The 24,384-nt window shown below is 64.0% G+C and carries 20 protein-coding genes and 3 pseudogenes; 11 read left to right on the top strand and 12 right to left on the bottom strand.

All coding sequences use genetic code 11. The features are described 5' to 3' along the window. Positions 1–173: 173 nt before the first annotated feature. From B4L76_RS19910 to B4L76_RS19885, 6 genes are read right to left on the bottom strand one after another with little or no spacing between them, the layout of a single operon-like run. Positions 174–1,913 carry an ABC transporter substrate-binding protein gene (locus B4L76_RS19910; protein ID WP_296234883.1) on the bottom strand — a complete coding sequence of 580 codons (1,740 nt, stop codon included), beginning with the start codon at positions 1,911–1,913 and terminating at the stop codon, positions 174–176. Positions 1,914–1,952: 39 nt separating this feature from the next. After that, the gene (locus B4L76_RS19905; RefSeq protein ID WP_296234882.1) at positions 1,953–2,225 is read right to left on the bottom strand and encodes a DUF2160 domain-containing protein; all 273 of its coding nucleotides are present in this window, start codon (positions 2,223–2,225) and stop codon (positions 1,953–1,955) included. A gap of 12 nt (positions 2,226–2,237) precedes the next feature. Further along, a complete protein-coding gene (locus B4L76_RS19900) occupies positions 2,238–3,038 on the bottom strand; it encodes a carbohydrate ABC transporter permease (protein WP_296234880.1) in 801 nt (266 codons plus the stop codon). A gap of 3 nt (positions 3,039–3,041) precedes the next feature. Further along, a complete protein-coding gene (locus B4L76_RS19895) occupies positions 3,042–3,905 on the bottom strand; it encodes a carbohydrate ABC transporter permease (RefSeq protein WP_296234878.1) in 864 nt (287 codons plus the stop codon). Next, positions 3,902–4,999, bottom strand: coding sequence for an ABC transporter ATP-binding protein (locus tag B4L76_RS19890; RefSeq protein WP_296234876.1), 1,098 nt, complete (start codon positions 4,997–4,999; stop codon positions 3,902–3,904). The genes B4L76_RS19895 and B4L76_RS19890 overlap by 4 nt, the downstream gene beginning before the upstream one ends. Continuing rightward, positions 4,999–6,093, bottom strand: a complete 1,095-nt coding sequence (locus B4L76_RS19885; protein ID WP_296234874.1) for an ABC transporter ATP-binding protein — start codon at positions 6,091–6,093, stop codon at positions 4,999–5,001. Before B4L76_RS19885 ends, B4L76_RS19890 begins: the two co-directional genes overlap by 1 nt. Positions 6,094–6,318: 225 nt before the next feature. Here B4L76_RS19885 and B4L76_RS19880 point away from each other — a divergent pair, with 225 nt between their 5' ends. After that, the gene (locus tag B4L76_RS19880; protein WP_296234873.1) at positions 6,319–8,115 is read left to right on the top strand and encodes a sigma-54-dependent Fis family transcriptional regulator; all 1,797 of its coding nucleotides are present in this window, start codon (positions 6,319–6,321) and stop codon (positions 8,113–8,115) included. Positions 8,116–8,150: 35 nt separating this feature from the next. On the opposite strand, the gene B4L76_RS19875 is transcribed toward B4L76_RS19880, so the two are convergent. The 3 genes and pseudogenes from B4L76_RS19875 to B4L76_RS24440 form a co-directional block, all read right to left on the bottom strand. Next, positions 8,151–9,839, bottom strand: a complete 1,689-nt coding sequence (locus B4L76_RS19875; protein ID WP_296234872.1) for a putative bifunctional diguanylate cyclase/phosphodiesterase — start codon at positions 9,837–9,839, stop codon at positions 8,151–8,153. A gap of 13 nt (positions 9,840–9,852) precedes the next feature. After that, entirely contained in the window at positions 9,853–11,022 is a 1,170-nt protein-coding gene (locus B4L76_RS19870; RefSeq protein ID WP_414707238.1) for a methyl-accepting chemotaxis protein, read from the bottom strand. 114 nt (positions 11,023–11,136) lie between these two features. Beyond that, positions 11,137–11,418 (bottom strand): annotated as a pseudogene (locus tag B4L76_RS24440) (PAS domain-containing protein); the annotation flags it as partial. 456 nt (positions 11,419–11,874) lie between these two features. Here B4L76_RS24440 and B4L76_RS19865 point away from each other — a divergent pair. The 4 genes from B4L76_RS19865 to B4L76_RS19850 all read left to right on the top strand — a co-directional run bounded on the left by B4L76_RS19865 (position 11,875) and on the right by B4L76_RS19850 (position 15,772). Then, on the top strand, positions 11,875–13,185 hold the full coding sequence (locus tag B4L76_RS19865) for a C4-dicarboxylate transporter DctA (protein WP_296234870.1): 1,311 nt from the start codon (positions 11,875–11,877) through the stop codon (positions 13,183–13,185). Between the two features lie 44 nt (positions 13,186–13,229). Further along, positions 13,230–13,934, top strand: a complete 705-nt coding sequence (locus tag B4L76_RS19860) for a FadR/GntR family transcriptional regulator (RefSeq protein WP_296234869.1) — start codon at positions 13,230–13,232, stop codon at positions 13,932–13,934. Between the two features lie 16 nt (positions 13,935–13,950). Then, entirely contained in the window at positions 13,951–14,619 is a 669-nt protein-coding gene (locus B4L76_RS19855; protein WP_296234868.1) for a GntR family transcriptional regulator, read from the top strand. A gap of 91 nt (positions 14,620–14,710) precedes the next feature. Next, positions 14,711–15,772, top strand: a complete 1,062-nt coding sequence (locus B4L76_RS19850) for a hypothetical protein (protein WP_296234867.1) — start codon at positions 14,711–14,713, stop codon at positions 15,770–15,772. A gap of 39 nt (positions 15,773–15,811) precedes the next feature. Here the strand turns inward: B4L76_RS19850 and B4L76_RS19845 are convergent, their stop codons facing one another. Beyond that, entirely contained in the window at positions 15,812–16,240 is a 429-nt protein-coding gene (locus B4L76_RS19845; RefSeq protein ID WP_296234866.1) for a PACE efflux transporter, read from the bottom strand. A gap of 103 nt (positions 16,241–16,343) precedes the next feature. Between B4L76_RS19845 and B4L76_RS19840 the strand changes: the two genes are divergently transcribed. The 5 genes and pseudogenes from B4L76_RS19840 (at position 16,344) to B4L76_RS19830 (ending at position 20,437) form a co-directional block, all read left to right on the top strand. Then, positions 16,344–17,222 (top strand): LysR family transcriptional regulator, encoded by an 879-nt coding sequence (locus tag B4L76_RS19840; RefSeq protein ID WP_296234865.1) that lies wholly within the window; start codon positions 16,344–16,346, stop codon positions 17,220–17,222. 143 nt (positions 17,223–17,365) lie between these two features. Beyond that, positions 17,366–18,397 (top strand): annotated as a pseudogene (mcpA, locus tag B4L76_RS24435) (methyl-accepting chemotaxis protein McpA); the annotation flags it as partial. Positions 18,398–18,511: 114 nt separating this feature from the next. Next, complete coding sequence (locus tag B4L76_RS24430) at positions 18,512–19,252, top strand: methyl-accepting chemotaxis protein (RefSeq protein ID WP_372241569.1); 741 nt, start codon at positions 18,512–18,514, stop codon at positions 19,250–19,252. Between the two features lie 166 nt (positions 19,253–19,418). Further along, positions 19,419–19,499 (top strand): annotated as a pseudogene (locus B4L76_RS24250) (XRE family transcriptional regulator); the annotation flags it as partial. 152 nt (positions 19,500–19,651) lie between these two features. After that, positions 19,652–20,437, top strand: a complete 786-nt coding sequence (locus B4L76_RS19830; RefSeq protein ID WP_296234863.1) for a sulfite exporter TauE/SafE family protein — start codon at positions 19,652–19,654, stop codon at positions 20,435–20,437. 3 nt (positions 20,438–20,440) lie between these two features. On the opposite strand, the gene B4L76_RS19825 is transcribed toward B4L76_RS19830, so the two are convergent. Further along, positions 20,441–20,980 (bottom strand): histidine phosphatase family protein, encoded by a 540-nt coding sequence (locus tag B4L76_RS19825; RefSeq protein ID WP_296234934.1) that lies wholly within the window; start codon positions 20,978–20,980, stop codon positions 20,441–20,443. A 186-nt stretch (positions 20,981–21,166) separates the two neighbouring features. On the opposite strand from B4L76_RS19825, the gene B4L76_RS19820 reads away from it, so the two are divergent. Further along, complete coding sequence (locus B4L76_RS19820; RefSeq protein ID WP_296234862.1) at positions 21,167–22,369, top strand: MFS transporter; 1,203 nt, start codon at positions 21,167–21,169, stop codon at positions 22,367–22,369. Positions 22,370–22,410: 41 nt separating this feature from the next. On the opposite strand, the gene B4L76_RS19815 is transcribed toward B4L76_RS19820, so the two are convergent. Continuing rightward, positions 22,411–24,219, bottom strand: coding sequence for an ABC transporter ATP-binding protein/permease (locus B4L76_RS19815; RefSeq protein ID WP_296234861.1), 1,809 nt, complete (start codon positions 24,217–24,219; stop codon positions 22,411–22,413). Positions 24,220–24,384 lie beyond the last annotated feature (165 nt).

Genomic DNA, 24,384 nt, shown 5'->3' with positions numbered 1-24,384 from the left:
ATATGAAAACGGCACCTCTGACAGGTGCCGTTTTTTCCTGACCTTTGTCGGTGACTGACCCGGCCTTTTCGCGGGTGAACCCGCTCCCACAGGATGCGCGCCGTCCCAGAAGATGGCGCTCGCTCTGTGGGAGCGGGTTTACCCGCGAAGAAGCCAGCGCGGTGCTCAGCCGATCATTTCCTGGCCGCCTCCCACGACTTGAGCAGTTCGCTGTAGCTGACGGTCTCGCCCTTGGGCTTCTCGTTGGCCAGTTTCGGTTTCGGTGCACCAGGCTGGTCGAACCAGTACTGGGCATCCTTCTCCGGGTTCAACTTCGGCGCGCAGGTGGCCTGGGCGTTGGAACGCTGCAAGCGCTCCATCATCCGGTCCTGGTCGCGGGCCAGGCCGTCCAGGGCCTCCTGCGGGGTTTTCTCGCCGCTCGCCACCTCGGCGATATGGCTCCACCACAACTGCGCCAGGCGCGGATAATCCGGCACGTTGGTACCGGTCGGGGTCCACTGTACCCGCGCCGGGCTGCGATAGAACTCCACCAGCCCGCCCAGCTTGGGCGCCAAGTCGGTCATCGCCTGGGAGTTGATGTCCGATTCACGAATCGGCGTGAGGCCGACGATGGTCTTTTTCAGCGACACGGTCTTGGATGTGACGAACTGGGCGTACAACCAGGCCGCCAGTCGTTGCTTCTCCGGGGTAGACTTGAAGAAGGTCCATGAACCGGTGTCCTGGTAGCCCAGCTTCATCCCCTCCTCCCAGTACGGCCCCTTCGGCGACGGCGCCATGCGCCACTTCGGCGTGCCATCGGCATTGACCACTGGCAAGCCGGGCTTGGTCATGTCGGCGGTGAACGCGGTGTACCAGAAGATCTGCTGGGCAATGTTGCCCTGGGCGGGCACCGGGCCTGCCTCGGAGAAGGTCATGCCCTGGGCTTCCTTGGGCGCATAGGCACGCATCCAGTCCACGTACTTCTGCGTGGCATAGACCGCAGCCGGGCCGTTGGTGTCGCCACCGCGAGTCACGCTGGAACCCACCGGGTGGCAGTCCTCCACACGAATGCCCCATTCGTCCACCGGCAGGCCGTTGGGCAGGCCCTTGTCGCCGCCACCGGCCATGGAGAACCAGGCGTCGGTGAAGCGCCAGCCCAGCGACGGGTCTTTCTTGCCATAGTCCATGTGGCCATAGACGCGCTTGCCGTCGATTTCCTTGACGTCTTCGGTGAAGAACCGGGCAATGTCCTCGTAGGCCGACCAGTTCACCGGTACACCCAGCTCGTAACCGTACTTTTCCTTGAACCTGGCCTTCAGCTCGGGCCGTTCGAACCAGTCGGCACGGAACCAGTACAGGTTGGCGAACTGCTGGTCGGGCAACTGGTAGACCTTGCCATCAGGCGCGGTGGTGAAGGAGATGCCGATGAAGTCCTTCAGGTCGAGGGTCGGCGAGGTGTAGTCCTTGCCCTCGTTGGCCATCAGGTCGGTGATTGATTCCACCTTGCCATAGCGAAAGTGCGTACCGATCAGGTCGGAATCGTTAACCCAGCCATCATAGATGTTCTTGTCCGACTGCATCTGGGTCTGCAGCTTTTCCACCACGTCGCCTTCCTGCAGCAGGTCGTGGGTCAGCTGGATACCGGTGATTTCACTGAAGGCCTTGGCCAGCACCTTGGACTCGTACTCATGGGTAGTGATGGTTTCGGACACTACATTGATCTTCATCCCACGGAACGGCTCGGCTGCCTTGATGAACCACTGGAGTTCGGCGAGTTGCTGTTCAGGGGTAAGGGTCGACGGCTTGAACTCGCTGCCGATCCATTTCTTCGCCGCGTCCTCGTACTGGTCGGCCCAGGCTGTGCCCTGCATGCTGGCCAGCACCAGCAACACGGCCAGGGTCAAATGTCGCCTGTTGTACTTGTTGTCGAACATTGTGATCTCCCGTTTCAGTTATCCCACAGGGCCGCTCGCTCAGCCCCAGCGCAGTACCACCAGCAGCCACACCAAAGACAGCAGCGAGGCCACCCACAATGGCCACTCGCTGACACCAACCACCAGCAGATGCAGGTAGGCGCAAGCCAGCAGGCCGATGAACAAGCGGTCGCCACGGCTGGTAACCAGTGGTAGAAAGCCGCGTCGCTCCACGCAAGGCCGGCGCAGCTCGAGCAAGGTCATGCCCAGCAGCAGTACAGCCACGGCGGCGAAGAACAACGCCGTCGGCAAGGTCCAGGCCATCCACTCCATGCCCTACCCTCCTCAGACCCGGCCAAGGGCAAAGCCCTTGGCCACATGGTTGCGAACGAACCAGATCACCAGCATGCCGGGCAGGATGGTCAGAACGCCTGCCGCTGCCAGCACACCCCAGTCGATACCCGATGCCGACACGGTACGGGTCATCACCGCGGCGATCGGCTTGGCATTCACCGAGGTCAGCGTGCGCGCCAGCAACAGTTCGACCCAGGAGAACATGAAGCAGAAGAACGCCGTGACGCCGATGCCGGAGCCGATCAGTGGAATAAAAATTTTCATAAAGAAGCGCGGGAAGCTGTACCCATCGATGTAGGCCGTTTCGTCGATTTCCTTCGGCACACCCGACATGAAGCCCTCCAGGATCCACACCGCCAGCGGCACGTTGAACAGGCAGTGGGCCAGGGCCACGGCGATGTGGGTGTCGAACAGGCCGATCGACGAGTACAGCTGGAAGAACGGCAGCAGGAACACCGCCGGCGGTGCCATGCGGTTGGTCAGCAGCCAGAAGAACAGGTGGCGGTCGCCGAGGAAGCGGTAGCGCGAGAAGGCGTACGCCGCCGGTAGCGCCACCAGCAGCGAAATCAGCGTGTTCAGGCACACGTAGTACAGCGAGTTGATATAACCGCTGTACCAGCTGGCATCGGTGAAGATCACCCGGTAGTTGTCGAGGGTGAATGCCTGCGGCCACAGGGTCAGGCTACCGAGGATCTCGGTATTGCTCTTGAACGACATGTTCAGCAGCCAGTAGATCGGCACTAGCAGGAAGAAAAAGTACAGCAGCAGGGCCAGCGATTTGCGCGTGCTCATGGCCTAGTCCTTGTCGGCATGGGTCATGGCTGTGTAGAACAGCCACGACACCAGCAGGATGATCAGGAAGTACACCAGCGAAAACGCCGCCGCCGGGCCCAGGTCGAACTGGCCCACAGCCATGCGCGTGAGGGTCTGGCTGAGGAAGGTGGTCGCGTTGCCGGGCCCGCCGCCGGTCAGCACGAAGGGCTCGGTGTAGATCATGAAGCTGTCCATGAAGCGCAGCATTACCGCGATCAGCAACACGTTCTTCAGCTTCGGCAACTGTATATGGCGGAACACCGCCCAGCCCGAGGCGCGGTCGATGCGCGCGGCCTGGTAATACACGTCGGGGATGGCGCGCAGGCCTGAATAGCACAGCAGCGCGACCAGCGAGGTCCAGTGCCAGACGTCCATCACCAGCACGGTGAGCCAGGCGTCGAACGGGTCGCCGGCGTAGTTGTAGCTGACCCCCAGCCTGGCGAGCGTGGCGCCGAGCAAACCGATGTCGGCACGGCCGAAGATCTGCCAGATGGTGCCGACCACGTTCCATGGGATCAGCAACGGGATGGCCATGACGATCAGGCACACCGACGCCATGCGCCCCTTGGTCGGCATGGTCAGGGCAATGCCGATGCCCAACGGGATCTCGATCAGCAGCACGCAGGCGGAATAAATGAACTGGCGCAGCAACGCCTCATGCAGCGCTGGGTCGCGCAGCACCTGGCGGTACCAGTCGGCACCGACGAAGTAGCGGTTGGACTGGTCGAAAATATCCTGCACCGAGTAGTTGACCACGGTCATCATCGGCACCACGGCACTGAATGCCACCAGCAGAAACACCGGCAGCACCAGCCACCAGGCCTTGTTGTTGGGCACCTTGTTCATGGCGCGACCTCCAGCAGCACATCGTCGAGGTACAGCATCAACCACTGCGTCGGCAGGCTGACCCAGGCCTGAGCCAAAGGCAGTGGGCGGTCCTCAGCCTGGCGCGCCTTGAGCGCGACGCCGCCCAGCTCTAGGGTGACAATGCGGTAGGTGCCCAGGTCCTCGACGTCCAGCACCCGTGCCGGGTAGGCATCATCGAACGGGCTGTCCCACAGCTGCACGAACTCGGGGCGGATGCCGACCTGCAAGCGCCCGCCTGCCGTCGCCGCCAGACGCTCACGCAAGCCATCCGGCAGTGGCAGGTGGATATCGCCGAAGCTCACCCCGTCCGCCTCGGCACGCACCTCGATCAGGTTCATCCCCGGGCTGCCGATGAAGTAGCCGACGAAGGTGTGCCGCGGCCGCTCGAACAGCTCGCGCGGGGTGCCGAACTGGACAATGCGCCCACCGTGCATTACCGCGATCTTGTCGGCAAAAGTCGAGGCTTCCAGCTGGTCGTGGGTGACGTAGATCATGGTGATGTTGAACTGCTCGTGGATCTGCTTGAGCTTGCGCCGCAGCTTCCACTTCAGATGCGGGTCGATCACCGTCAGTGGCTCGTCGAACAGGATCGCCGACACGTCGTCGCGCACCAGGCCACGGCCCATGGAGACTTTCTGCTTTTCGTCGGCACTGAGGTTGCGCGCCTTCTTGCGCAACGCCGCGGTCAGGTCGAGCACCTCGGCAATCTCCTCCACCCGGGTGCGCACGCGGGCTTCGTCGAGCCCCTGGTTGCGCAGGGGAAACGCCAGGTTGTCGTACACCGACAGGGTGTCGTACACCACTGGAAACTGGAACACCTGGGCGATGTTGCGCGCCTGCGGCGGCAACTGGTTGACCGGCTTGCCATCGAACAGCACCTCGCCATGGGACGGCGTCAAAAGCCCGGAGATGATATTGAGCAAAGTCGATTTGCCACAGCCCGACGGCCCCAGCAAGGCATAGGCACCGCCCTGCTCCCACACATGGTCCAGTGCGTGCAGGGCATAGTCCGTCTCGCTGGCGGGCTGCAGGCTGTAACTGTGCGCCAGTTGGCGCAGACGGATTTCGGCCATCACCCTCTCCTCGCCTGGCGCAGCCCGGGGGCCTGCACCAGCGCCCCGGCACTGTCGAATACGAACAGCTTGTGGGTGGGAATGAACACACGGATCGGCGTGTCCACCTGATATTCGTGCACCCCTGGCAAATGCAGGGTCATGCGCCAGTGGTCGTTGCGCACATGCAGGAAAGTCTCCGAGCCACTGATCTCGGCAAGCTCGACCAGCACCGCCAGCTCCAGGTCATCGTCGTGGGCCGGCACCAGGCTGATGTGGCTGGGCCGCACGCCAAAGCGGTAATCGCCCTCGGCAAGCGACTGCAGGTCGGCATTGCGGGCGAAGTGCACGGCCTGGGCCAGGCTCACCTCGTTACCGCTGATTTGGCCGGGTACCAGGTTGATCGGCGGCTCGGAAAACAGTTCGGCGGCCAGCACGCTGCCGGGGCGCTGATAGACCTCGGCGGTGGCCCCGCTCTGGACGATCCGGCCTTCGTGCACGAGGGTCGTGGTGCCGCCCAGCGCCAACGCCTCGTTGGGTTCGGTGGTGGCATACACGGCAATGCAGTGGCGCGCCGCGAACAGTTCGCGCAGTTCCTGGCGCAGGCCCTCGCGCAGCTTGTAATCGAGGTTGACCAGCGGCTCGTCGAACAGGATCAGCGAAGCATCCTTGACCAGCGCCCGGGCCATCGCGGTGCGTTGCTGCTGGCCACCCGACAGCTCCAGCGGCAGGCGTTGCAGGTAGGCTTCGATGCGCAGCATCTCGGCGGTTTCCTGCACCCGCCGGCGGATCTCCGGTTCGGCGATGCGCGCCTGGCGCAGCGGCGAGGCGATGTTCTCGTACACGCTGAGGGTAGGGTAGTTGATGAACTGCTGATACACCATCGACACATTGCGCTGGCGCACCGGCACGCCGGTCACGTCCTGGCCATCCATCAGCACCCGCCCGCAGTCCGGGCGGTCGAGCCCGGCCATCAGGCGCATCAGGCTGGTCTTGCCGGCCAGGGTGCGGCCCAGCAGTACATTGAACGAGCCGGGTTCGAAGCGCAGCGAGGCATCGACGATCCAGGCCTGGTTGTCGACGCTGCGGCTGACCTGTTCCAGCACCAGGGACATGGCGTGGCCTTCTTGTGATTGTTGTTTGCCCGGGTACAGCCAGTTTCGTGCCAGTTACGCCGGCCCCGTCTGGCCCGCGCCCTGCGCGGGAGCCTCGTCGGGGCACAGGTTCAGAATTGAACACAATCGCTGAACAACTGAACACTCGCGGGTTTGACATTGAACAACTGTGAACGACACTGAACAGCGGTCGGCTCCATTACAACAATCACACAGGACAGGCCCATGGCCGCATCCGCTTCGACCCATGCCCAACTGATCCAGGCCTCCTGGGCCCGCTGCCGCGACCACGGCCTGCAACCCCAGCACGCCCCGGATTTCGACTGCCTGACCCGCGCCGAGCTGAGCGCCCTGCTGGAGCGGCGCCAGGTCCTGCTGCGCCTGACCCGCGAGGCGGTATTGCCGCATTACGCACACCTGCTGGGCAATGCCAGCTACCTGGTGATGCTGGCCGATGCCAGTGGCTGCCTGCTCGATACCTGGGGCTCGCGGCGCTTCATCGAGCCGCGTCAGCAGCACGGCTTCAGCGCCGGCGCCCACTGGCACGAGCGTGGCGTCGGCACCCACGCCCTGGGCACCGCACTGGTCTGCGCCGAGGCAATTCACGTGGGCCAGGACGAGCACTTCTTGCGCCAGAACCGCTATATGTCCAGCGCCGCCGCGCCACTGTTCGACGCGACACGGCAGCTGGTCGGAGTGCTCGACGTCGCCAGCGACGGCTACCTGCCCGCCAGCCAGACCCTTGGCCTGGTACGCATGATGAGCCAGAGCCTGGAGAACCGCCTGATCCTCGCCGAACATGGCGGCCGGCATGCCCAGCTGATGTTCAACAGCGCTTCCGACAACCTCGACAGCCCCTGGGCCGGCCTGCTGGTGTTCGACGAACAGGGCCAGGTGCTGGCGGCCAATCACCGGGCCGACAGCCTGCTCGGCGGCAACCCGCTCGGGCAGAACGTCGAGCAGCTGTTCCAGCTGCCGCTGCGGCAACTGCTCAGCCACCCCCGGCAACAACCCTTCGCCTTGCAGGCTACCGGGCGCAACCGCTTTCATTGCCAGTGGCAGCCTGCCCCGGAGGCCGCCTGCCGCCCCACCGCCGGCAGCACCGACCCGCGCCTGGAGAGGGCCCTGGCGCAGGCCAGCCTGCTGCTGGAGAAGGACATCCCGGTGCTGGTGCAGGGGGAAACCGGCGTCGGCAAGGAAGTGTTCGTCGACACCTTGCACCGCGCCAGCAGCCGCGCAGGCCAGCCGCTGGTCGCGGTCAACTGCGCGGCAATCCCCGCCGAGCTGGTGGAGTCCGAGCTGTTCGGCTACGACAGAGGCGCGTTCACCGGTGCCCACCACAAGGGCAACCCGGGGCTGATCCGCAAGGCTGACCACGGCATCCTGTTCCTTGATGAAATCGGCGACATGCCGCTGCCGACCCAGGCCCGCCTGCTGCGCGTCCTGCAGTCACGCAGTATCCAGCCACTGGGCAGCGGCGAGCCGGTAGCCGTGGATATCCGCGTGCTGTCGGCGAGCAATCGTGACCTGGTCGAAGAGGTGCGTTCCGGGCGCTTTCGGCAGGACCTGTACTACCGCATCGCCGGGCTGGCAGTGCTGCTGCCGCCGCTGCGTGAACGCAGCGACCGGCGCCAGCTGATCGAGCAGGTGCATGCCCGATACCGCGACCCCCGGCAACCTGCACGGCTGCCGCCAGCCATTGTCGAGCTGTTCGACCAGCATCCTTGGCCAGGCAATATGCGTGAACTGGTAAGCGTGCTACAGGTCGCGCTGGCCTTGGCCGGCAGCGGCCCGGTCGGCCTGGAACACTTGCCTGCGGGTTTCCTGGCCGAAGCGCAGTTGCCAGTACCCCTGGCGCCAGCAGAAGCGGACTTGCAAGCGCTGGTGCAGCAGGCCAATGGCAATCTTTCGGCAGTGGCACGTGCCCTGGGGATCAGCCGCACCACGCTGTACAAGCGACTGCGGCAACTTCAGCCACCCGCAATGGCGCCGCAGCGCGCCACTCAACGCACCGGCCGCTGACCAGCAGACTCATGCTTGCCGCGCCGACCGACCTGTCAGGGGTCGCGCCACTGCGTTGGCTGCCGGTAGGCCTGTGCCCAGTTCCCGACCTCACTGGCCGGCATCGGCCGGGCGATGCAGTAACCCTGCGCCAGTTCGCAACCCAGGCCCATCAGCACCCGGCCGTGCTCGACGCTCTCAAGCCCTTCGGCAATTACTTCGCGGCCGAATGCCCGCGCCAGGCCGATCACCGCTCGGGTCAGGGCCAGGTCGTCCTGGTCGTGCAGGATGTCGCGCACGAACGACTGGTCGATCTTGATCGTCTGGGTCGGCAAACGTTTGAGATAGCTCAGCGACGAGTAGCCGGTACCGAAGTCATCCAGGGAAAAGCGCACGCCCAGCGCGCGGCAGGCGTCGAGGCAGCGGCCGACGTGCTCCAGGTTATCGATGGCCACCGACTCGACGATTTCCAGGTCCAGCCGCGCCGGGTCCACCTCCGGGTGCTCCGTCAGCAGCTGCCGCAGACGCTCGGCGAAGTCATTGCGCTGCAAGTGTCGCGCAGCGATGTTCACGCTCAACGACCATGGCCGTCCTTCGCGCTGCCAGGCTTGCAGCTGGCTCAGCGCCTGGTCGAGCACCCATTCGCCGATCTCGACGATCAGGTCGGTCTGCTCGACCCAGGGCAGGAAGTCGCCGGGCGGCACCAGCCCGCGCCCTGGCCGCTGCCAGCGCAGCAAAGCTTCGAAGCCCAGCACCTGACCGCTGCGCAGGTTGACCTTGGGCTGGAAATGCAGGCACAGCTCGTTGTTGTGCAGCGCACGGCGCACCCGCGCCACGGTCTGGTGAGTAGCCTTGAGCTCCTGCTCCTGGGTCACGTCGAACAGGTGGTAGCGGTTGCGCCCGCGCTGCTTGGCCACGTACATGGCCTGGTCGGCATGGCGCACCAGGGTGTCGGCATCCTCGTCGTCCTGTGGGTACAGGGTCACGCCGATACTGGCGCTGAGCGACAGGTGCTGCTCACGCACCACATAGGGCGCCGCCAATGCCCGCAGCACCCGGCCCAACGCCGCCGGCAACTGGCGACCTTCATCGACATCGCGCAGGATCAGCACGAACTCGTCTCCCGACAGGCGCGCCACGGCATCCCCTTCGCGCAGGATGTGCTTCAGGCGCTGCGCCACCTCAACCAGCAGCAAGTCACCCATGGCATGCCCGTAACCGTCGTTGACCGCTTTGAAGCCATCGAGGTCGAGCATGCACACCGCCAGCGCAAAGCCTTCGCGGCGCGAACAGGCCAAGGCCTGGTTCAGCAGGTCGGACAGATAGGCGCGGTTGGGCAGGCCGGTAAGCACGTCGTGGCCCACCCGCCATTGCAAGGTGTGCAGCAGCTGACGTTTCTCGGTGACGTCGAAGCGGATCGATACATACTTGCGCACCTGGCCGCTGAGCGGGTCGACCAGCGGCACCATGGTGCTGTCGACCCAGTACAACGAACCGTCCTTGGCGCGGTTGCAGATTTCGCCTTTCCATACACGGCCAGCGGCCAGGGCCCGCCACATGCCGACGAAGAACGCCGGTTCGTGCAAGCCGGAATTGAGGATGCGGTGGTTGGCGCCAAGCAGTTCTTCGCGGCTGTAACCCGAAATGCTGCAGAACTGCTGGTTGACGTAGGTGATGTTCCCGCGCAGGTCGGTTTCGGAAAAAATCGCGGCCGCGTCCACGGCCGCGCGATAGTTGTCATCCATAAAGCATCCTGCCTTAACGGTTGAAACGCTCCACAAGGGCACGCAATCCGGCGCACACCTGTTCCAGTTCGGCGCCGCGCGAGGCGGCGGCGTTGGCGCTGTGGGCGCTGTGCTGGGCGATGCCGGCCACGCCATTGATCTGCCGCGAGACGTCTTCGGCCACGGCCGACTGCTGCTGCGAGGCCGTGGCCATCTGCTGGCTCATGGCGCTGATGCGCTGCACCGCTTCACGGATGCCATGCAGCGCCTGGCGGGCTTCCTGCACTTGGGCGACGCCCTGCTCGGCACCGTCGATGCCTTGGCTGGCGATTGCCACGGCCTCCTCGGCACCACTGCGCAAGGCATCGATAATAGCCTGGATATGCAGGGTCGACTGCCGGGTTTTATCTGCCAGTGCCCGCACTTCATCCGCCACCACGGCAAAGCCGCGGCCCTGCTCGCCGGCACGGGCCGCCTCAATGGCGGCATTGAGCGCCAGCAGGTTGGTCTGCTCGGCGATGCCGCGGATCATCCCGGTGGCCTCGGCAATCGAGCCAGTCTGGCCAGCCAGCTGCGTGACCGCCTGGTTGATCTGCGTCACGGTACCCGCCAGGGTGCGAATCGCCGCGCCGCTGGCATCGGCCACCTGGCTGCCCTGCTCGGCCAGCAGGTGCGCGGTATGCGCTTCGGCAGCGGTCAGCTGTACATGGCTAGCCACTTCGCCGATGGAGGCTGCCATCTGGTTCATGGCGGTCGCGCTCAGGTCGGTTTCTGCACGCTGCTGCAGCAGCGCCGCCTCGGTACTGCGCGACAGTTCACCGGCATCATGGGCAGCCACGGCCATCTGTGCCGCCAGGTCGCTCAACCGGGTCAGCGCAGTCTTCAGCCGCGCCTCCTCGCTGATCAGCATCAGCTGCAGTTGCCCGGCAGCACCGGGCAAGTCGCTGTAGGTCAAGGCGGCGACCGGGTCGGCGAAAGCGCCGTCGGCGCCCTGCACGATCAACTGCAACTGGCGCCCCACGGTATTGCGTGCCAGCCACCCACAGGCCAGGAACAACCCCAGGGTCAGCCCTTGCGCTACCGGGCCAGGCCACAGCTGGTTGGCCCCCAGCGCCACCCCCCCGCCCGCAAGCGGCACGGCCAGGTCGCGCGCCAGCAACAACAGGCGCCGTGGCCACGGCAACACGGCCTGGCCGTTGCGCATGCGCGCATACAGGGCCTCGGCCCGGGCTACCTGTTCACGCGTCGGGCACACCCGTACCGACTCATAGCCCACCACACGCCCGGCCTCGAAGATCGGCGTGACGTAAGCGTTGACCCAGTAGTAATCGCCGTTGCGGCAGCGGTTCTTGACGATGCCCATCCAGCTCTTGCCGGCCTTGAGGTGCCGCCACATCAGTTCGTATACCGCAGGCGGCATGTCCGGATGGCGCACCAGGTTGTGCGGGCTGCCGATCAGTTCGGCCTCGCTGTAGCCACTGATGGCGGCGAATTCAGGGTTGCAGTAGGTGATCAGGCTGGCCGTGTCGGTTGCAGAAATCAGCCGCTGATCAGCGGGGAAACGTTGCTCGACCGGGGTGACCGGGAGATTGAGACGCACTATGAGACTCCATTCATATAAACGCCAGACGCCAGCTCGCGGCCGATTATTGGGATAACCACCCCAAGCATCGGCCGCTTCGTGACTGGCCGGTCGCGCGCGGATTCTACGAGTTCAGCGGCATAAAGCAAATAAACCTTATGAATCATGGCGTTATCGAAAAAAACGAGGTCGGCTGCAGCCTGGCAAGCGGATTGCAGCGGTGTGACAGGCACTCGCTGAGGCCTTGTCTGATTCGCGCAAATGCCTGTACGGCATGCACTGAACTAGAGCCTCGCAGGCGAGCACGTCCGAAACTGGTCAGACCGGTAAGGCCAAAAATCCTTGCAATGTGAGATTTTTCGCGCTTTTATGGCTTCGCGCTGAACAAACCGGTAAGACCACAATAATTAAGTCCTGCGCTCTTTCGCCCCGTGCGGCTACCGAAGCAAGGACACCGATCAGAGACTCCTCCCCATGCTCAAATGGTGCTCGCGTTCGATCTTCCTTCAAGTCGTGCTCGGCCTTGCCCTCGGCATCGCCTGCGGCCTCAGCTTCCCCGACCTTTCCCTGCAACTGAAACCGCTTGGCGACGGCTTCATCAAACTGATCAAGATGCTCATCGGCCTGATCGTGTTCTGTGTGGTAGTCAGCGGCATCTCTGGCGCTGGCGACCTGAAGAAGGTCGGGCGTATCGGCCTGAAGTCGGTGATCTACTTCGAAGTGCTGACCACCCTGGCGCTGGTGATAGGCCTGGTGTTTGCCTTCAGCAGCGGCATCGGCAGCGGCGCCAATATCCACCTGGACCAGCTGTCCAGTGCCGATGCCAGCAGCCTGGCCGAACGCGGCCAGCACATCCACGGTGCCACGGCGTTCTTCCTGGAGCTGATCCCCACCTCGGTAATCGGCGCCTTCGCTGACAACAACATCCTCCAGGTGCTGCTGTTCTCGGTACTGTTCGGCAGTGCGCTGAACCTGGTCGGCGATTCGGCAGCCGGCATCTCGCGGCTGATCAACGAGCTGAGCCACGTGATCTTCCGCATCATGGGCATGATCGTGCGCCTGGCGCCGCTTGGCGTGTTCGGCGCCATCGCCTTCACGACCAGCAAGTACGGCCTGGAATCGCTGCAACACCTGGGTGGGCTGGTGGCACTGTTCTACCTGACCTGTGCCGGCTTCGTGCTGATCGTGCTGGGCACGGTCATGCGCCTGTCGGGCCTGAAGCTGCTGCCGCTGATCAAGTACCTGCGCGAAGAGCTGACCATCGTCCTCGGCACGGCCTCTTCCGACGCCGTGCTGCCACAGGTCATGCGCAAGCTCGAACACCTGGGGATCGGTACTTCCACCGTCGGCCTGGTGATCCCTACGGGGTACTCGTTCAACCTCGACGGCTTCTCCATCTACCTGACCCTGGCCATTGTCTTCATCGCCAATGCCACCGGTACACCGCTGGCAATGACCGACCTGCTGACCATCCTGCTGGTGTCGCTGGTGACTTCCAAGGGCGCTCACGGCATCCCAGGCTCGGCGCTGGTGATCCTCGCCGCCACCCTGACCGCCGTGCCGGCGATACCGGTGGTCGGCCTGGTGCTGGTGTTGGCGGTGGACTGGTTCATGGGTATCGGCCGGGCGCTGACCAACCTGATCGGCAACTGCGTGGCCACCGTGGCCATTGCCCGCTGGGAGAAGGACATCGACCTGGAGCGGGCGCACAACGTGCTGGACGGCAAACCTGGTTTCGCGGCCACGCCGCGCAGGCAACCCAACAACCATCAACAGGAATTCTGAGCGAACGTGGCCGGCATTGGTGCCGGCCCTTCCAGGAGCAAACCGTGATCAGCTCATCGACCGTCGTCAACTCAGTGGTGGAAAAACTGCGCCAGGCCCTCGCCCGTGGCCAGTGGCGCAGCGGTGACATGCTGCCGGGCCAGCGCGAGCTGGCCGAACAACTGGGCATCAGCCGGCCGAGCCTGCGCGAAGCGGTGACCGTGCTGGAAACGCTGGGCCTGGTGCGCTCGCTGCCAGGCAAGGGCGTGCTGGTGCTGGACGCCGATGTCGCCGTTCAGGAGCCCATCCCGGACTCCAGCGCCGCGGCCAGCCTGGCCGACGTGCTGGAGCTGCGCTATACCCTCGAACCGTTCATCGTCGGCCTGGTGGCACAGTCGGCCAACAGCCAGGACATCGGCCAACTGCGCCTGACCCTCATGGATATGCGCGAAGCGCTGGAAGCCGCAGACAGCGAAGCCGGGGTCAGGGCCTACATTGCCTTCCATGAAGCCCTGTTCGCCCTGACCACCAACCCGATCTTCCAGAGCGTGGTGCAGCAGACCGGCAATGCCCTCAAGCAGAGCGCCGACATGCTGCGCAAGTCGCCAGAGCACCTCGCCGCCCGGCTGCAGGAAAACGAAGCGGTGGTGCGTGCCATCCGCGCACGCAATAGCGCCCAGGCCAGTGTCCAGATGCGCCAGCATATCCTCGCCGAAGGCTTGCGCATGGGCATCGCCCTGAACATTCCGGACGAACACCCGCATCCATGACCCCAGGAGAGCGACCATGAATGCCGCCCCTCACTTGCCGGCCCTGCTCGCGGCCGGCGAAACCCGCCTGTCGGCCGAGCAGATCTACCCGCGGCTGTTCGATGCCATTCTTGAACAGCGCCTGCCTCCCGGCAGCCTCCTGCCCGAACAGGCGCTGGGCCATGCGTTCGGCGTCAGCCGTACGGTAATCCGCCGCGTGCTCGGGCGCCTTTCCGACCAGCAGGTGGTGGTGCAGCGCCCCAGCCACACCGCGCACCTGGCCGCGCCCGACCCGGCGCAGGCACGCCAGGTACTGAGTGCCCGGCGTCTGGCCGAAACCACCTTGATCACCCTGGCCGCCCAGCGCGCCCGGCCGCTGCAGATACGCCAATTGCGGCAATTGGTGGAGCGCGAGCGCCAGCACCATGAAAGCGGTGAGCGCTGCGCAGCGATCCGCCTGGGCGGCGAATTTCACCTGAAGCTGGCCCAGGTGGCTGCCAATACGCCACTGGCACGCTTTCTCAATGGGCTGGTGCCGATGACCTCGCTGATCATCGCCCGCTACGAATCGCCGTGCTGCGACCACTGCGCGTGGCAAGAGCACGCGGCGATCATTGATGCCGTGGAGCAAGGTGACGCCGAAGCGGCCCTGGCGCTGATGCACCAGCACCTCGACCGCCTGGAAGAAAAACTCGACCTGGAATAAAGCCTGCAGGAGCCGATGGGCTGCACGCAGCCCCCTCCAGGCGGCCCTATACTGCAATGACCACCTCGGCCTCTACCAAGGAGGCAGTTGCGTGAGCGTTCGAGTTCTTCTGCTGCCATGCTTGCTGCTGGCCCTCGCCGGTTGCGCGGGCAAGCGTCCGCCTGCCCCGCCGCCACCAGTGGTACTCACCGTCGCCACCTGGCAACGCATCGACCAGGAACTGATCGAGGCTTCGGCCGGTGCTGCCGGTTCGGCCAACGACTATGCCCGGCGCTCGATGCGAGTATGGAAGGAACAAGTACAGCAGCGTACCGAAAGCGACTTCATCCCATGGTTTACCGGCTACTGGACCCAGCAATGGCTGACCCTCAAAGTGGCCTGGTACAAGCTCGACAGCGGCGAAGGCCGCGAGCCGGCAGAAAAACGCCTGGCGGTGTACCTGCAGGAGCAGTACCACAAACGGGTGATCGAGCCAGTGGCCGAGCAGGTCAACCCAGAGGGCATTCGCGACCGTGCCTGCGAGCTGTACCTGCAACTGCTCGGCCAGCAACTGCCAGCTATCATCGGCCGCTACAACGCCCCTCCCGAGCAGTTCAGCCAACGCCTCAACCGCATTCCGGCCATCGCACTGGGACCACCGGATGCACGCAACGCCAGCCTGTACCAACTGCTACGGGCCAAGTCACTTGCCCAGCAACCGGCCTGGCAAGCCCTGCGCCAGCACTTGCATCAACAGGCGAGCAAAGGCCCCGGCAGGACAGATGTCGGGCTGAATTCAGTGGCCACACAGGCCAGCGAGAAGCTCGGCGCAACCTTGGCCCCACGCGGTATCGCCAGCGCCGTGGCGTCGGCCGTAGGCAAGGTGGCGGGGGCGATGATTTCGCTTGCCGCAGCCGGCTACGGGATGATGACCCATGACCGCGAACACCCGCAGATGGTCGAGCAGTTGCGGGTGATCCTCAACGTGGCGTTGAACCAGGAATGGCAAGAGCTGATGGAGAACCGCCAGAGTGGTGCCATGGCGGGCGTGTACTACCTGTCCGGGCAGGTTGAGGACAGCCTGCTGGCGAGTGCGCCACGGCCAGCCGAACAAGCAGTCGAGCAGCAGGTGAAACAGCAACAGGAGCCTTTGATCATACGCCTGCCGCCTTAGAGCCCGCCTGTACCGCCCCTGTCGCTGACACAGGCGGCATCAGGCTGGCGCCATGGCCGAGCTGGGCAAGCCGAAGATCCGGTCGAACGCCCAGTTGTAGGCAAAGGTGTAGCACGGCACCAGCACAATGAAGGCCATGTCCACCAGTAACGCCTGCAACAGTGTCATGTCCAGCCACCAGGCAATCAGCGGTATCAGGTAGACCACCAGGGTCAGCTGGAAGCCGATGGCATGCGCCAGGCGTCGCGCCACGCTGCGCCCGCGCGTGGCCTGGCGGCTTTCCCAGCACTCGAACAGCGTGTTGTAGATAAGGTTCCAGAGCATGGCGATGGTGGTGATCATGACCGCCAGAGGCCCGGTATGCGAAGCCTGGGTATCCGACAGGTAGGCCAGCCCGAGGGTCGACATGCACAACCCGATCAGTTCATAGAAAGCCACGTAGACCAGTTTGCGTTTGAGTCCCTGCACGGGGTTACCTCTTGATGTCGAAAAAACGATGGGGTGCGATCATGCTTCATCGTTCTTGACAGAAAAAGTCAGCAGCTGTCAGATCCACTGAAAGGAGGCTGCCATGAACTTTTCCAGCGACAACATCCAGCTGTTTCTCGCCGTGCTCGACCGCGGTTCGTTTTCCGCCGCCGCGCGCATGCTGCAGCGCGTGCCTTCGGCGGTGAGCATGGCCATTGCAAACCTTGAGGCTGAACTGGGCTACAGCCTTTTCCAACGTGGACCGCGCGAGGTGCGTCCGACCGCACAGGCGCTGGCCCTGGAACCCCACGCCCGGCTGATCGCCGAGCAATTGGGGCTGCTGCAGGTACATGCACTGGAGCTGTCCCAGGGCCTGGAAAGCAGCCTGACCCTGGCGGTAGTGCCGGATGTCGACCACCGTCCACTGCTGGCCGCCATCGCCAGCCTCGGTGAACGCCACCCGCTGTTGGACATCGCCCTGCTCAGCGCCCCGCAGGAAGAAGCCCTGCAGCTCCTGGACAGCGGCCGTGCCGACCTCTGCGTGGCCTTTGCCGGGCTGCAGGTCGATGTCCGCCGCGGCTTCCAGCACATTGGCATGGAGTCGCTGGTAGCCACCTTGTCCCCTGCCCACCCGGCCTTGCACGATGGGCGCATCCAGTACCTCGAGGACCTGACCCGGGTGCGCCAGATCCTGGTTCGCAGCCGAGACTTGCCGCTGAGCGACCCGCGCCCGCTGATCGGTGCCACGCACTGGTCCACTGACAGCTTCGACCTCGCCCTGCAGATGGTCGAGGCCGGGCTGGGCTGGGGCGACCTGCCGCTGTCGCGGGTCGCGCCATTGCTGGCCTGCGGTCGCCTGGTGCGGCTGGATTTCCACAACACGCGCAACGAGTTGCAGTTACCGGTACACATCCTCTGGCGCAAGCAACAACCGCTGCGACAGGGCGCTCGCCTGTTGATCGAGCAGCTGTGCAGCCAGTGAATACCGCCCGTCGAAACGGCTGTCAGAAATTTCCTTAGGCGCTTCAACCTTTTACCGCGCACGCCGATATCCCTAACGATAGGTTCCGCAGTGTGTCATGAGCGCGCTGCGCTCCTCCCCTCAATGGCCCAAGGTCTCGAAACATGAACCTGAAATTTCGCCACAAGATCCTGCTCAGCGCCTGCGGTGTCGTGGTCCTGGCATTCGCCCTGTTCACGCTCTACAACGACTACCTGCAGCGCAACACCATCCGCCAGAACATCGAGGCCTCGGTACAGCAGTCCGGTGCACTGACTGCCAGCAGCGTGCAGAACTGGATGAGCGGGCGCATCCTGGTGCTGGAAAACCTGGCCCAGGATATCGCCGAGCAAGGTGCCGGTGACAACTTGGCGGGGCTGATCGAGCAACCTTCCTACACACGCAATTTCCTGTTCACCTACCTCGGCCAGGCCAACGGCGCATTCACCCAGCGCCCCGATGCGCAGATGCCCGCTGGTTATGACCCACGTCAGCGGCCCTGGTATGGCGCTGCAGCCAACGCCGGGCAGACGGTACTGACCGCCCCGTACCAAGGTGCTGTTGGTGGCCTGATGGTCACCATTGCCACGCCGGTGAAGAGCAAGGCCAGTGGCGAGCTCATGGGCGTGGTCGGCGGTGACGTGACCCTCGATACCCTGGTCGAGATCATCAACTCGGTCGATTTCGGCGGCATTGGCCATGCCTTCCTGGCCGACAGCAATGGCCAGGTGATCGTCAGCCCCGACAAAGACCAGGTGATGAAGAACCTGAAGGATATCTACCCTGGCAGCAACCTGCGGGTTGCCACCGGCATGCAGGACGTCATCCTCAATGGCCAGGACCGCATCATCTCCTTCGCCCCGGTGGCCGGCCTGCCTTCGGCGCAATGGTACATCGGCCTGTCGATCGACAAGGACAAGGCCTACGCCGCGCTCAGCCAGTTCCGCACCTCGGCGATCATCGCCATGCTGATCGCCGTGGCTGTCATCGCCGGCCTGCTCGGCTTGCTGATCCCGGTGCTGATGAGCCCGCTGACCACCATGGGCCGCGCCATGCGTGACATTGCCGAGGGCGAAGGTGACCTTACCCGTCGCCTGACCGTGCAGAACAAGGACGAATTCGGCGAGCTGGCCAGCTCGTTCAACCGCTTTGTCGAGCGCATTCACGCCTCGATCAGCGAAGTGTCCTCGGCCACCCGCCTGGTGCACGACCTGTCGGAGAAAGTGATCAACGCCTCGAACGCTTCGATCATCGGCTCTGAAGAGCAGAGCATGCGCACCAACAGCGTCGCAGCGGCAATCAACCAACTGGGGGCTGCCACCCAGGAAATCGCCCGCAACGCCGCCGATGCTTCGCAGCATGCCAGTGGTGCCAGCGAACAGGCCCATGGTGGCCGTGAGGTGGTCGAAGAGGCGATCAATGCCATGACCGCGCTGTCGCAGCGCATCAGCGAATCCTGCGCGCAGATCGAAACGCTCAACGCCAGCACCGACGAAATCGGCAAGATCCTCGATGTGATCAAAGGCATCTCGCAGCAGACCAACCTGCTGGCGCTGAACGCCGCCATCGAGGCAGCCCGTGCCGGTGAAGCCGGCCGTGGCTTTGCCGTGGTGGCCGACGAGGTCCGTAACCTGGCGCACCGTACCCAGGAATCGGCGGAAGAGATCCACCGCATGATCACCAGCCTGCAGGTCGGCTCGCGGGAAGCGGTGCACACCATGAACACCAGTCAGGTTTCCAGCGAGCAGACCGTGCAAGTGGCCAACCAGGCCGGCGAGCGCCTGGCCAGCGTGACCCAGCGCATTGGTGAGATCGATGGCATGAACCAGTCGGTGGCGACCGCTACCGAGGAACAGACCGCCGTGGTCGAGAGCCTCAACCTGGACATCACCCAAATCAACGCGTTGAACCAGCAAGGGGTGGAAAACCTCAACGAGACCCTGCGCCATTGCGACCAACTGGCCCAGCAGGCCGGGCGTCTGAAGCAGCTGGTGGGCAGCTTCAGGATCTGACCCTTGGGCCCAGGCGGCAACAACCGGTTGCCGCCTGGGCCGCCTCTACGCCACCGCCGCTTTCACAGCCCTGCCCCGCCGTACCGACAACATCGGCATCGGCAGGTCCGCCACGCTGTCCAGACGTGACATCGCCCCACTCAAGGTGGCCATGGCTTCGATGTTGCACCCGATCGCTGGCGACTTTCCCGAGCGCCACATGACACCGAACCATGCACGTATCATCGCGCGCGAGCGTGGCCATTTCGGTGTTGACCGATCGCTGAGCCGCGCTGTCGGGCAAACTGGGCGGGGCCAACCTCGGTTATAACCTAATAACGAACAAGTCTATTTGGCTATAAAAAAATCTATATGCTGGCTGCATCCGATAACGGGCAAAGTTGGGCAGTCGAGTAGCGTATGGATGTAGGTTCTTTCGGTTTCACCATTGCGGGACTGATCGTGGGTTTCATCGTCGGCATGACCGGCGTCGGTGGCGGTTCGCTGATGACCCCGATCCTGTTGTGGTTTGGCATCAGCCCGGCAACGGCCGTCGGTACCGATCTGCTCTATGCTGCCGTGACCAAGGCCAGTGGCGTCTGGGTGCATGCACGCAACAACAACGTCGACTGGAAGATTACCGGCCTGCTCAGCCTTGGCAGCGTGCCCGCAGCGGCGCTGACCCTGTGGTTCCTCAGCACCCTGCATACCGACACCTCGGCACTCAACGCCATCATCAAGCAAGGCCTGGCGGTGGTGCTGATCCTGACCGCGCTGGCCATCCTGTTCAAGTCGCGCCTGCAAGCCTTCGCCAGCCGTCATGCCGGTGACCACTATCACCTCAGCGACCGCAGCCTCAACGTCCTCACCGTCCTCACTGGCGTGGTGCTCGGGGTAATGGTCACCCTCACCTCGATCGGTGCCGGCGCCCTGGGTACCGTGGCGTTGTTCCTGCTGTACCCGTTCCTGGTCACGCGCCGCCTGGTCGGTACCGAAATCGCCCATGCCGTGCCGCTGACCCTGGTGGCGGGCCTGGGCCACGCAGGTATGGGCAACATGGACTGGTCGCTGCTGGGTTACCTGTTGCTGGGCTCGCTGCCGGGCATCTACCTGGGCAGCCACCTCACCGGGAGGGTTTCCGACCGCGTGCTGCGCCCGTGCCTGGCGGCGATGCTGTTGCTGATCGGCTACAAGCTGGCGTTCTGAACCTCATACCAGGCGCAAACGCCACTGCCCGGTAAAACTCAGCGCTAGCCGCGACAGCGGCAACACGTCGATCCGCTGGGCGGCACTCAACGGGCAGCCGAGTACCTCTACCAGCACCGCGCGCATGACCAACGGGTGGGTGACCGCCAGCCATTCTCCCGGCCTGTCGAAAGCCGCCAACCAGGCGGCCATGCGCTGGCAAAGCGTAACGAACGATTCACCCCCATGCACGTTGCTGGTCGGGCTCTGCAGCCACTCGGCCAATGCCTGCGGTTGCTCGGCCTGCAACTGCTTCAGTGTCAGCCCGTGCCAATGCCCCAGGTCGCAATCGGCCAGCGCCGCCTCGACCTCCACCGGGCCCGACAACAATGCTGCCGTTTCGCAGGCCCGCCGCTCCGGCGCAGTCAGCACCGACACCCCGGAAAGGTCAGCGAAAGGCTGCTCGGCCAAGGGCAGGATACCGTCGTCGGCATGCTGCAGACGTCCGGTCTTCTGGGCGTGGGTCAGGGCATGGCAGATCAGGGTCAGGCGCACGGCTTTCACCGGTTTTTTCTCACGCGTGGCAGGGGATGCATGGTTTACCATGCCGGAGCAGTTCTTGCCGCTACAATCGTGCTCGGGAGCCACTGTCGCGACACAAGAAGCCTGGCGGGTAGGTGCCAGCCAGCATTTGCATCCTGCGCGCTGACTCCTACAGTTTTGAGCGTAGCGATCCTGCAGATACCCGCGATGCACAGCCGCGAGCAAAGCCGCCCGATGGGCGCCAGCAAACACCTGCTGAAGATCCCCCGCAGCGTCTGGGCGTTGGGCTTCGTGTCGATGTTCATGGATATTTCTTCGGAAATGATCCACGCCCTGCTGCCGTTGTACATGGTCACGGTGCTCGGCACCTCGGTGGTAGCAGTGGGTGTGATCGAGGGCATCGCCGAGGCGACCGCCTCGATCACCAAGGTGTTTTCTGGCGCCCTGAGCGACCGCTTGGGCAAACGCAAGCTGCTGACAGTGCTGGGCTATGGCCTGGGGGCGCTGACCAAGCCGGTATTCCCCTTGGCCTCGGGGCTGGAGTGGCTGGTCGCGGCGCGTTTCGTCGACCGGGTCGGCAAAGGTATCCGCGGAGCGCCGCGGGACGCGCTGGTGGCCGATGTCACGCCGGTCGAACTGCGCGGCGCCGCCTTCGGCCTGCGCCAGGCACTCGACACCGTCGGTGCCTTCCTTGGGCCGTTGCTGGCGATCGCCTTGATGTGGTTCACGGCAAGCCATTTCCAGACGGTGTTCTGGGTGGCGGTGATTCCGGCGTTTCTGGCGGTGTATATCCTCATCGCCTTCGTGCATGAGCCCGAAACGCCAGCCACCTCCAGACCGGTGCGATCACCGCTGGCAGTGCATGCCCTGGTCCGCCTGGGGCCGGCGTATTGGCGGCTGATCAGCCTGGCCACCCTGTTCACCCTTGCTCGCTTCAGCGAGGCGTTTTTATTGCTGCGCGCACAGGACATGGGCCTGGCGCCGTTGTGGGCACCGGCGGTGCTGGTGCTCATGGCCTTGGCCTACTCGCTGTCGGCCTACCCCGCAGGTGCCCTGTCGGACCGCCTGGGTCGCCGGGCCGTATTGATGTTGGGGCTGGGCCTGCTGATCGCCGCCGACCTGCTGCTGGCCTTGCTGCCAGGCTGGGCCGGGCTGGCCCTGGGGGTTGCCGCCTGGGGGCTGCACCTGGGTTTCAGCCAAGGCATTTTTGCCGCCATGATTGCCGACAGCGCCCCCGTCGACTTGCGCGGTACGGCTTTCGGACTGTTCAACCTGCTGACCGGAGTGGCGCTGCTGGCGGCCAGCGTGGTCGCTGGACTGCTGTGGGATGCAGCCGGTTTCCATGCAACCTTCCTGGCCGGCGCGGGGTTTGCCGGCTTCACGCTGCTGGGCATGGCATTGCTGCGCTGAAGCCGGCTGAAGGCCCATTCACGGTTGTGCGCTGAAACCCACTACACCAGCGCCGGGTGCTGCTCCAATAGTGACCATCCACCCTGCCCATCCACCTCCAGACGATGAGTATGGAACTCGGCCAACGTGCTGCGGTGCCCGACACTGACCAGCAAGGTGGTTGGCATTTCCGTGCGCAACAGCGAGTACAAGGTATGCTCGAGACCTTCGTCCATGGCGGATGTGGACTCGTCGAGGAAAACCACCTGGGGCCGATTGAACAGCACCCGGGCGAACGCCAGGCGCTGCTGTTCGCCAACCGAGAGAATGTGTGACCAGTCACAATTGACTTCCAACCGCTCGGCGAGATGGCCAAGATTGACCTGGCGCAGCACCTGCTGCATGCGTGTTGCGTCTTCCGGGTTGCCAGCCTCCGGGTAGGCAATGACAGCGCGCAGATCGCCCAGCGGCAGGTAAGGCCGCTGCGACAGGAACAATGCCTGATGGCCCATCGGCCGCCTGACCATGCCTTTGGCATACGGCCAGAGGCCCGCCAGCGCACGTAGCAGCGTGGTCTTGCCGCTGCCGGACGGGCCCTTGATCAGCAGGGCCTGGCCGGCGCGCAGGTCAAGATCCAGATCGGCGATCAGGGTGTGCCCGTCCGGGCGCAGCACCTGCAACTGAGTGATCTCCAGGGCGTGCGCCTGGTCTTGGGTAGTAATACGTGGCAAGGCACTCGCCTGCTCGTTGGCATCGAGGAAACCGGTAAGACGGTCGAGGGTCGCCCGATACTGGGCGAACGCATCATAGGATTCGCGGAAAAACGACAACGAATCCTGCACCTGGCCGAAGGCCTGGGAGGTCTGCATGACATCGCCCAGCTTGATCGCCCCGCTGAAAAAGCGTGGGGCCTGGAGAATGAACGGAAATACCACCGCAACCTGACTGACACCCAGGTTGAAACCGCTGAACTTGAGGTTTCGGTAAACCAGTGCCCAAGCGTTCAGGATCAAGGCGCCAAAGCGACCCAGCAAGGTGCCACGCTCTACTTGCGCCCCCTGGTAGAAGGCAATGTTCTCGGCGTTCTCGCGCAGGCGCATCAGGGCATAACGGAAGTTGGCGGTGAGCTTCTCATTGAGGAAGTTCAGGCGAATCAGTGGACGGCCGAGGCGGAAGGCAATCCAGGTAGCTACGATGACATACAGGTACACAGCAAATACCATCGCCCGCGGGATCTCCATGCCGGCGACCGCCAGTGGGGCGGACAACCCCCAGAGGATTCCGGTGAAGGCCACCAACGACACCAGCGCACTGACCGCGCCCAGGGCCAGGGTTACCGAGTTGCTGACGAAGGCGTTGACGTCGAGTTCGATACGCTGGTCAGGGTTGTCTACCGGCTCAGCGAGGAACTGGCCACGGTAGTAGGCATCACCCTGCATCCAGTCGTGGGTAAGGCGCTCGGTCAGCCAGACCCGCCATTTGATGCTGAACGCCTGGCTTACATAAAAGTTGAACAGCGAGCGTAGTACATGGATGGTGGCCAATATCGCGAAGACACCGAGCAGGTACCAGAAGGCAGCTTGGTCAAGGCCCTGCAAGGCGCTGTAGAAGCCGTTGTACCAGAACGAGAACAGCACGTTCAGGCGCACCGAGAACAAGGTCAGTACGAGTAGCAGTGCGAATACCAACAGCGGTTGCCAGCTGCGTCTGACATTGAAATATGGCCCGGCAAGCTGCCAGAACTGCCTGCCCCAGCGCGTATAGCGGGCGGCCAGCGTGGCGATTGCAGCAAAACAGACAAAGGTGGTGAACGAGGCGATTGCCAGCCAGCTCAGGCTCTCTTGCAGGGCCTGGTGCCAGTTCATTTCCATGGTGGGTTTCCGTGCTGAGTGTTTCCGTGAGCGTAACACTGTGCGCGGATTCCTCAGCCCTAAATGACGCACTTTTCATGATTGCGGTTCAGCGCTGCGCGTACTTGGTGCAGGAGCGCGCATGCCTGAGGACTTTTGCGCCAAAAAGACAAAACCCCTACCTGC

The sequence above is a fragment of the Pseudomonas sp. UBA4617 genome (genome assembly GCF_002386445.1).
GTDB lineage: Bacteria > Pseudomonadota > Gammaproteobacteria > Pseudomonadales > Pseudomonadaceae > Aquipseudomonas.
This window is presented reverse-complemented; position numbering and strand designations above follow the sequence as displayed.

Coding starts and splice junctions, on each gene's coding strand:
- B4L76_RS19895 (WP_296234878.1), bottom strand. CDS start 3,905: ATGAACAAGGTGCCCAACAACAAGGCCTGGTGGCTGGTGCTGCCGGTG.
- B4L76_RS19885 (WP_296234874.1), bottom strand. CDS start 6,093: ATGTCCCTGGTGCTGGAACAGGTCAGCCGCAGCGTCGACAACCAGGCC.
- B4L76_RS24430 (WP_372241569.1), top strand. CDS start 18,512: ATGCGCACCAACAGCGTCGCAGCGGCAATCAACCAACTGGGGGCTGCC.
- B4L76_RS19875 (WP_296234872.1), bottom strand. CDS start 9,839: ATGGATGACAACTATCGCGCGGCCGTGGACGCGGCCGCGATTTTTTCC.
- B4L76_RS19880 (WP_296234873.1), top strand. CDS start 6,319: ATGGCCGCATCCGCTTCGACCCATGCCCAACTGATCCAGGCCTCCTGG.
- B4L76_RS19905 (WP_296234882.1), bottom strand. CDS start 2,225: ATGGAGTGGATGGCCTGGACCTTGCCGACGGCGTTGTTCTTCGCCGCC.
- B4L76_RS19820 (WP_296234862.1), top strand. CDS start 21,167: ATGCACAGCCGCGAGCAAAGCCGCCCGATGGGCGCCAGCAAACACCTG.
- B4L76_RS19890 (WP_296234876.1), bottom strand. CDS start 4,999: ATGGCCGAAATCCGTCTGCGCCAACTGGCGCACAGTTACAGCCTGCAG.
- B4L76_RS19870 (WP_414707238.1), bottom strand. CDS start 11,022: ATGCGCAACGGCCAGGCCGTGTTGCCGTGGCCACGGCGCCTGTTGTTG.
- B4L76_RS19855 (WP_296234868.1), top strand. CDS start 13,951: ATGAATGCCGCCCCTCACTTGCCGGCCCTGCTCGCGGCCGGCGAAACC.
- B4L76_RS19865 (WP_296234870.1), top strand. CDS start 11,875: ATGCTCAAATGGTGCTCGCGTTCGATCTTCCTTCAAGTCGTGCTCGGC.
- B4L76_RS19830 (WP_296234863.1), top strand. CDS start 19,652: ATGGATGTAGGTTCTTTCGGTTTCACCATTGCGGGACTGATCGTGGGT.
- B4L76_RS19900 (WP_296234880.1), bottom strand. CDS start 3,038: ATGAGCACGCGCAAATCGCTGGCCCTGCTGCTGTACTTTTTCTTCCTG.
- B4L76_RS19815 (WP_296234861.1), bottom strand. CDS start 24,219: ATGGAAATGAACTGGCACCAGGCCCTGCAAGAGAGCCTGAGCTGGCTG.
- B4L76_RS19910 (WP_296234883.1), bottom strand. CDS start 1,913: ATGTTCGACAACAAGTACAACAGGCGACATTTGACCCTGGCCGTGTTG.
- B4L76_RS19840 (WP_296234865.1), top strand. CDS start 16,344: ATGAACTTTTCCAGCGACAACATCCAGCTGTTTCTCGCCGTGCTCGAC.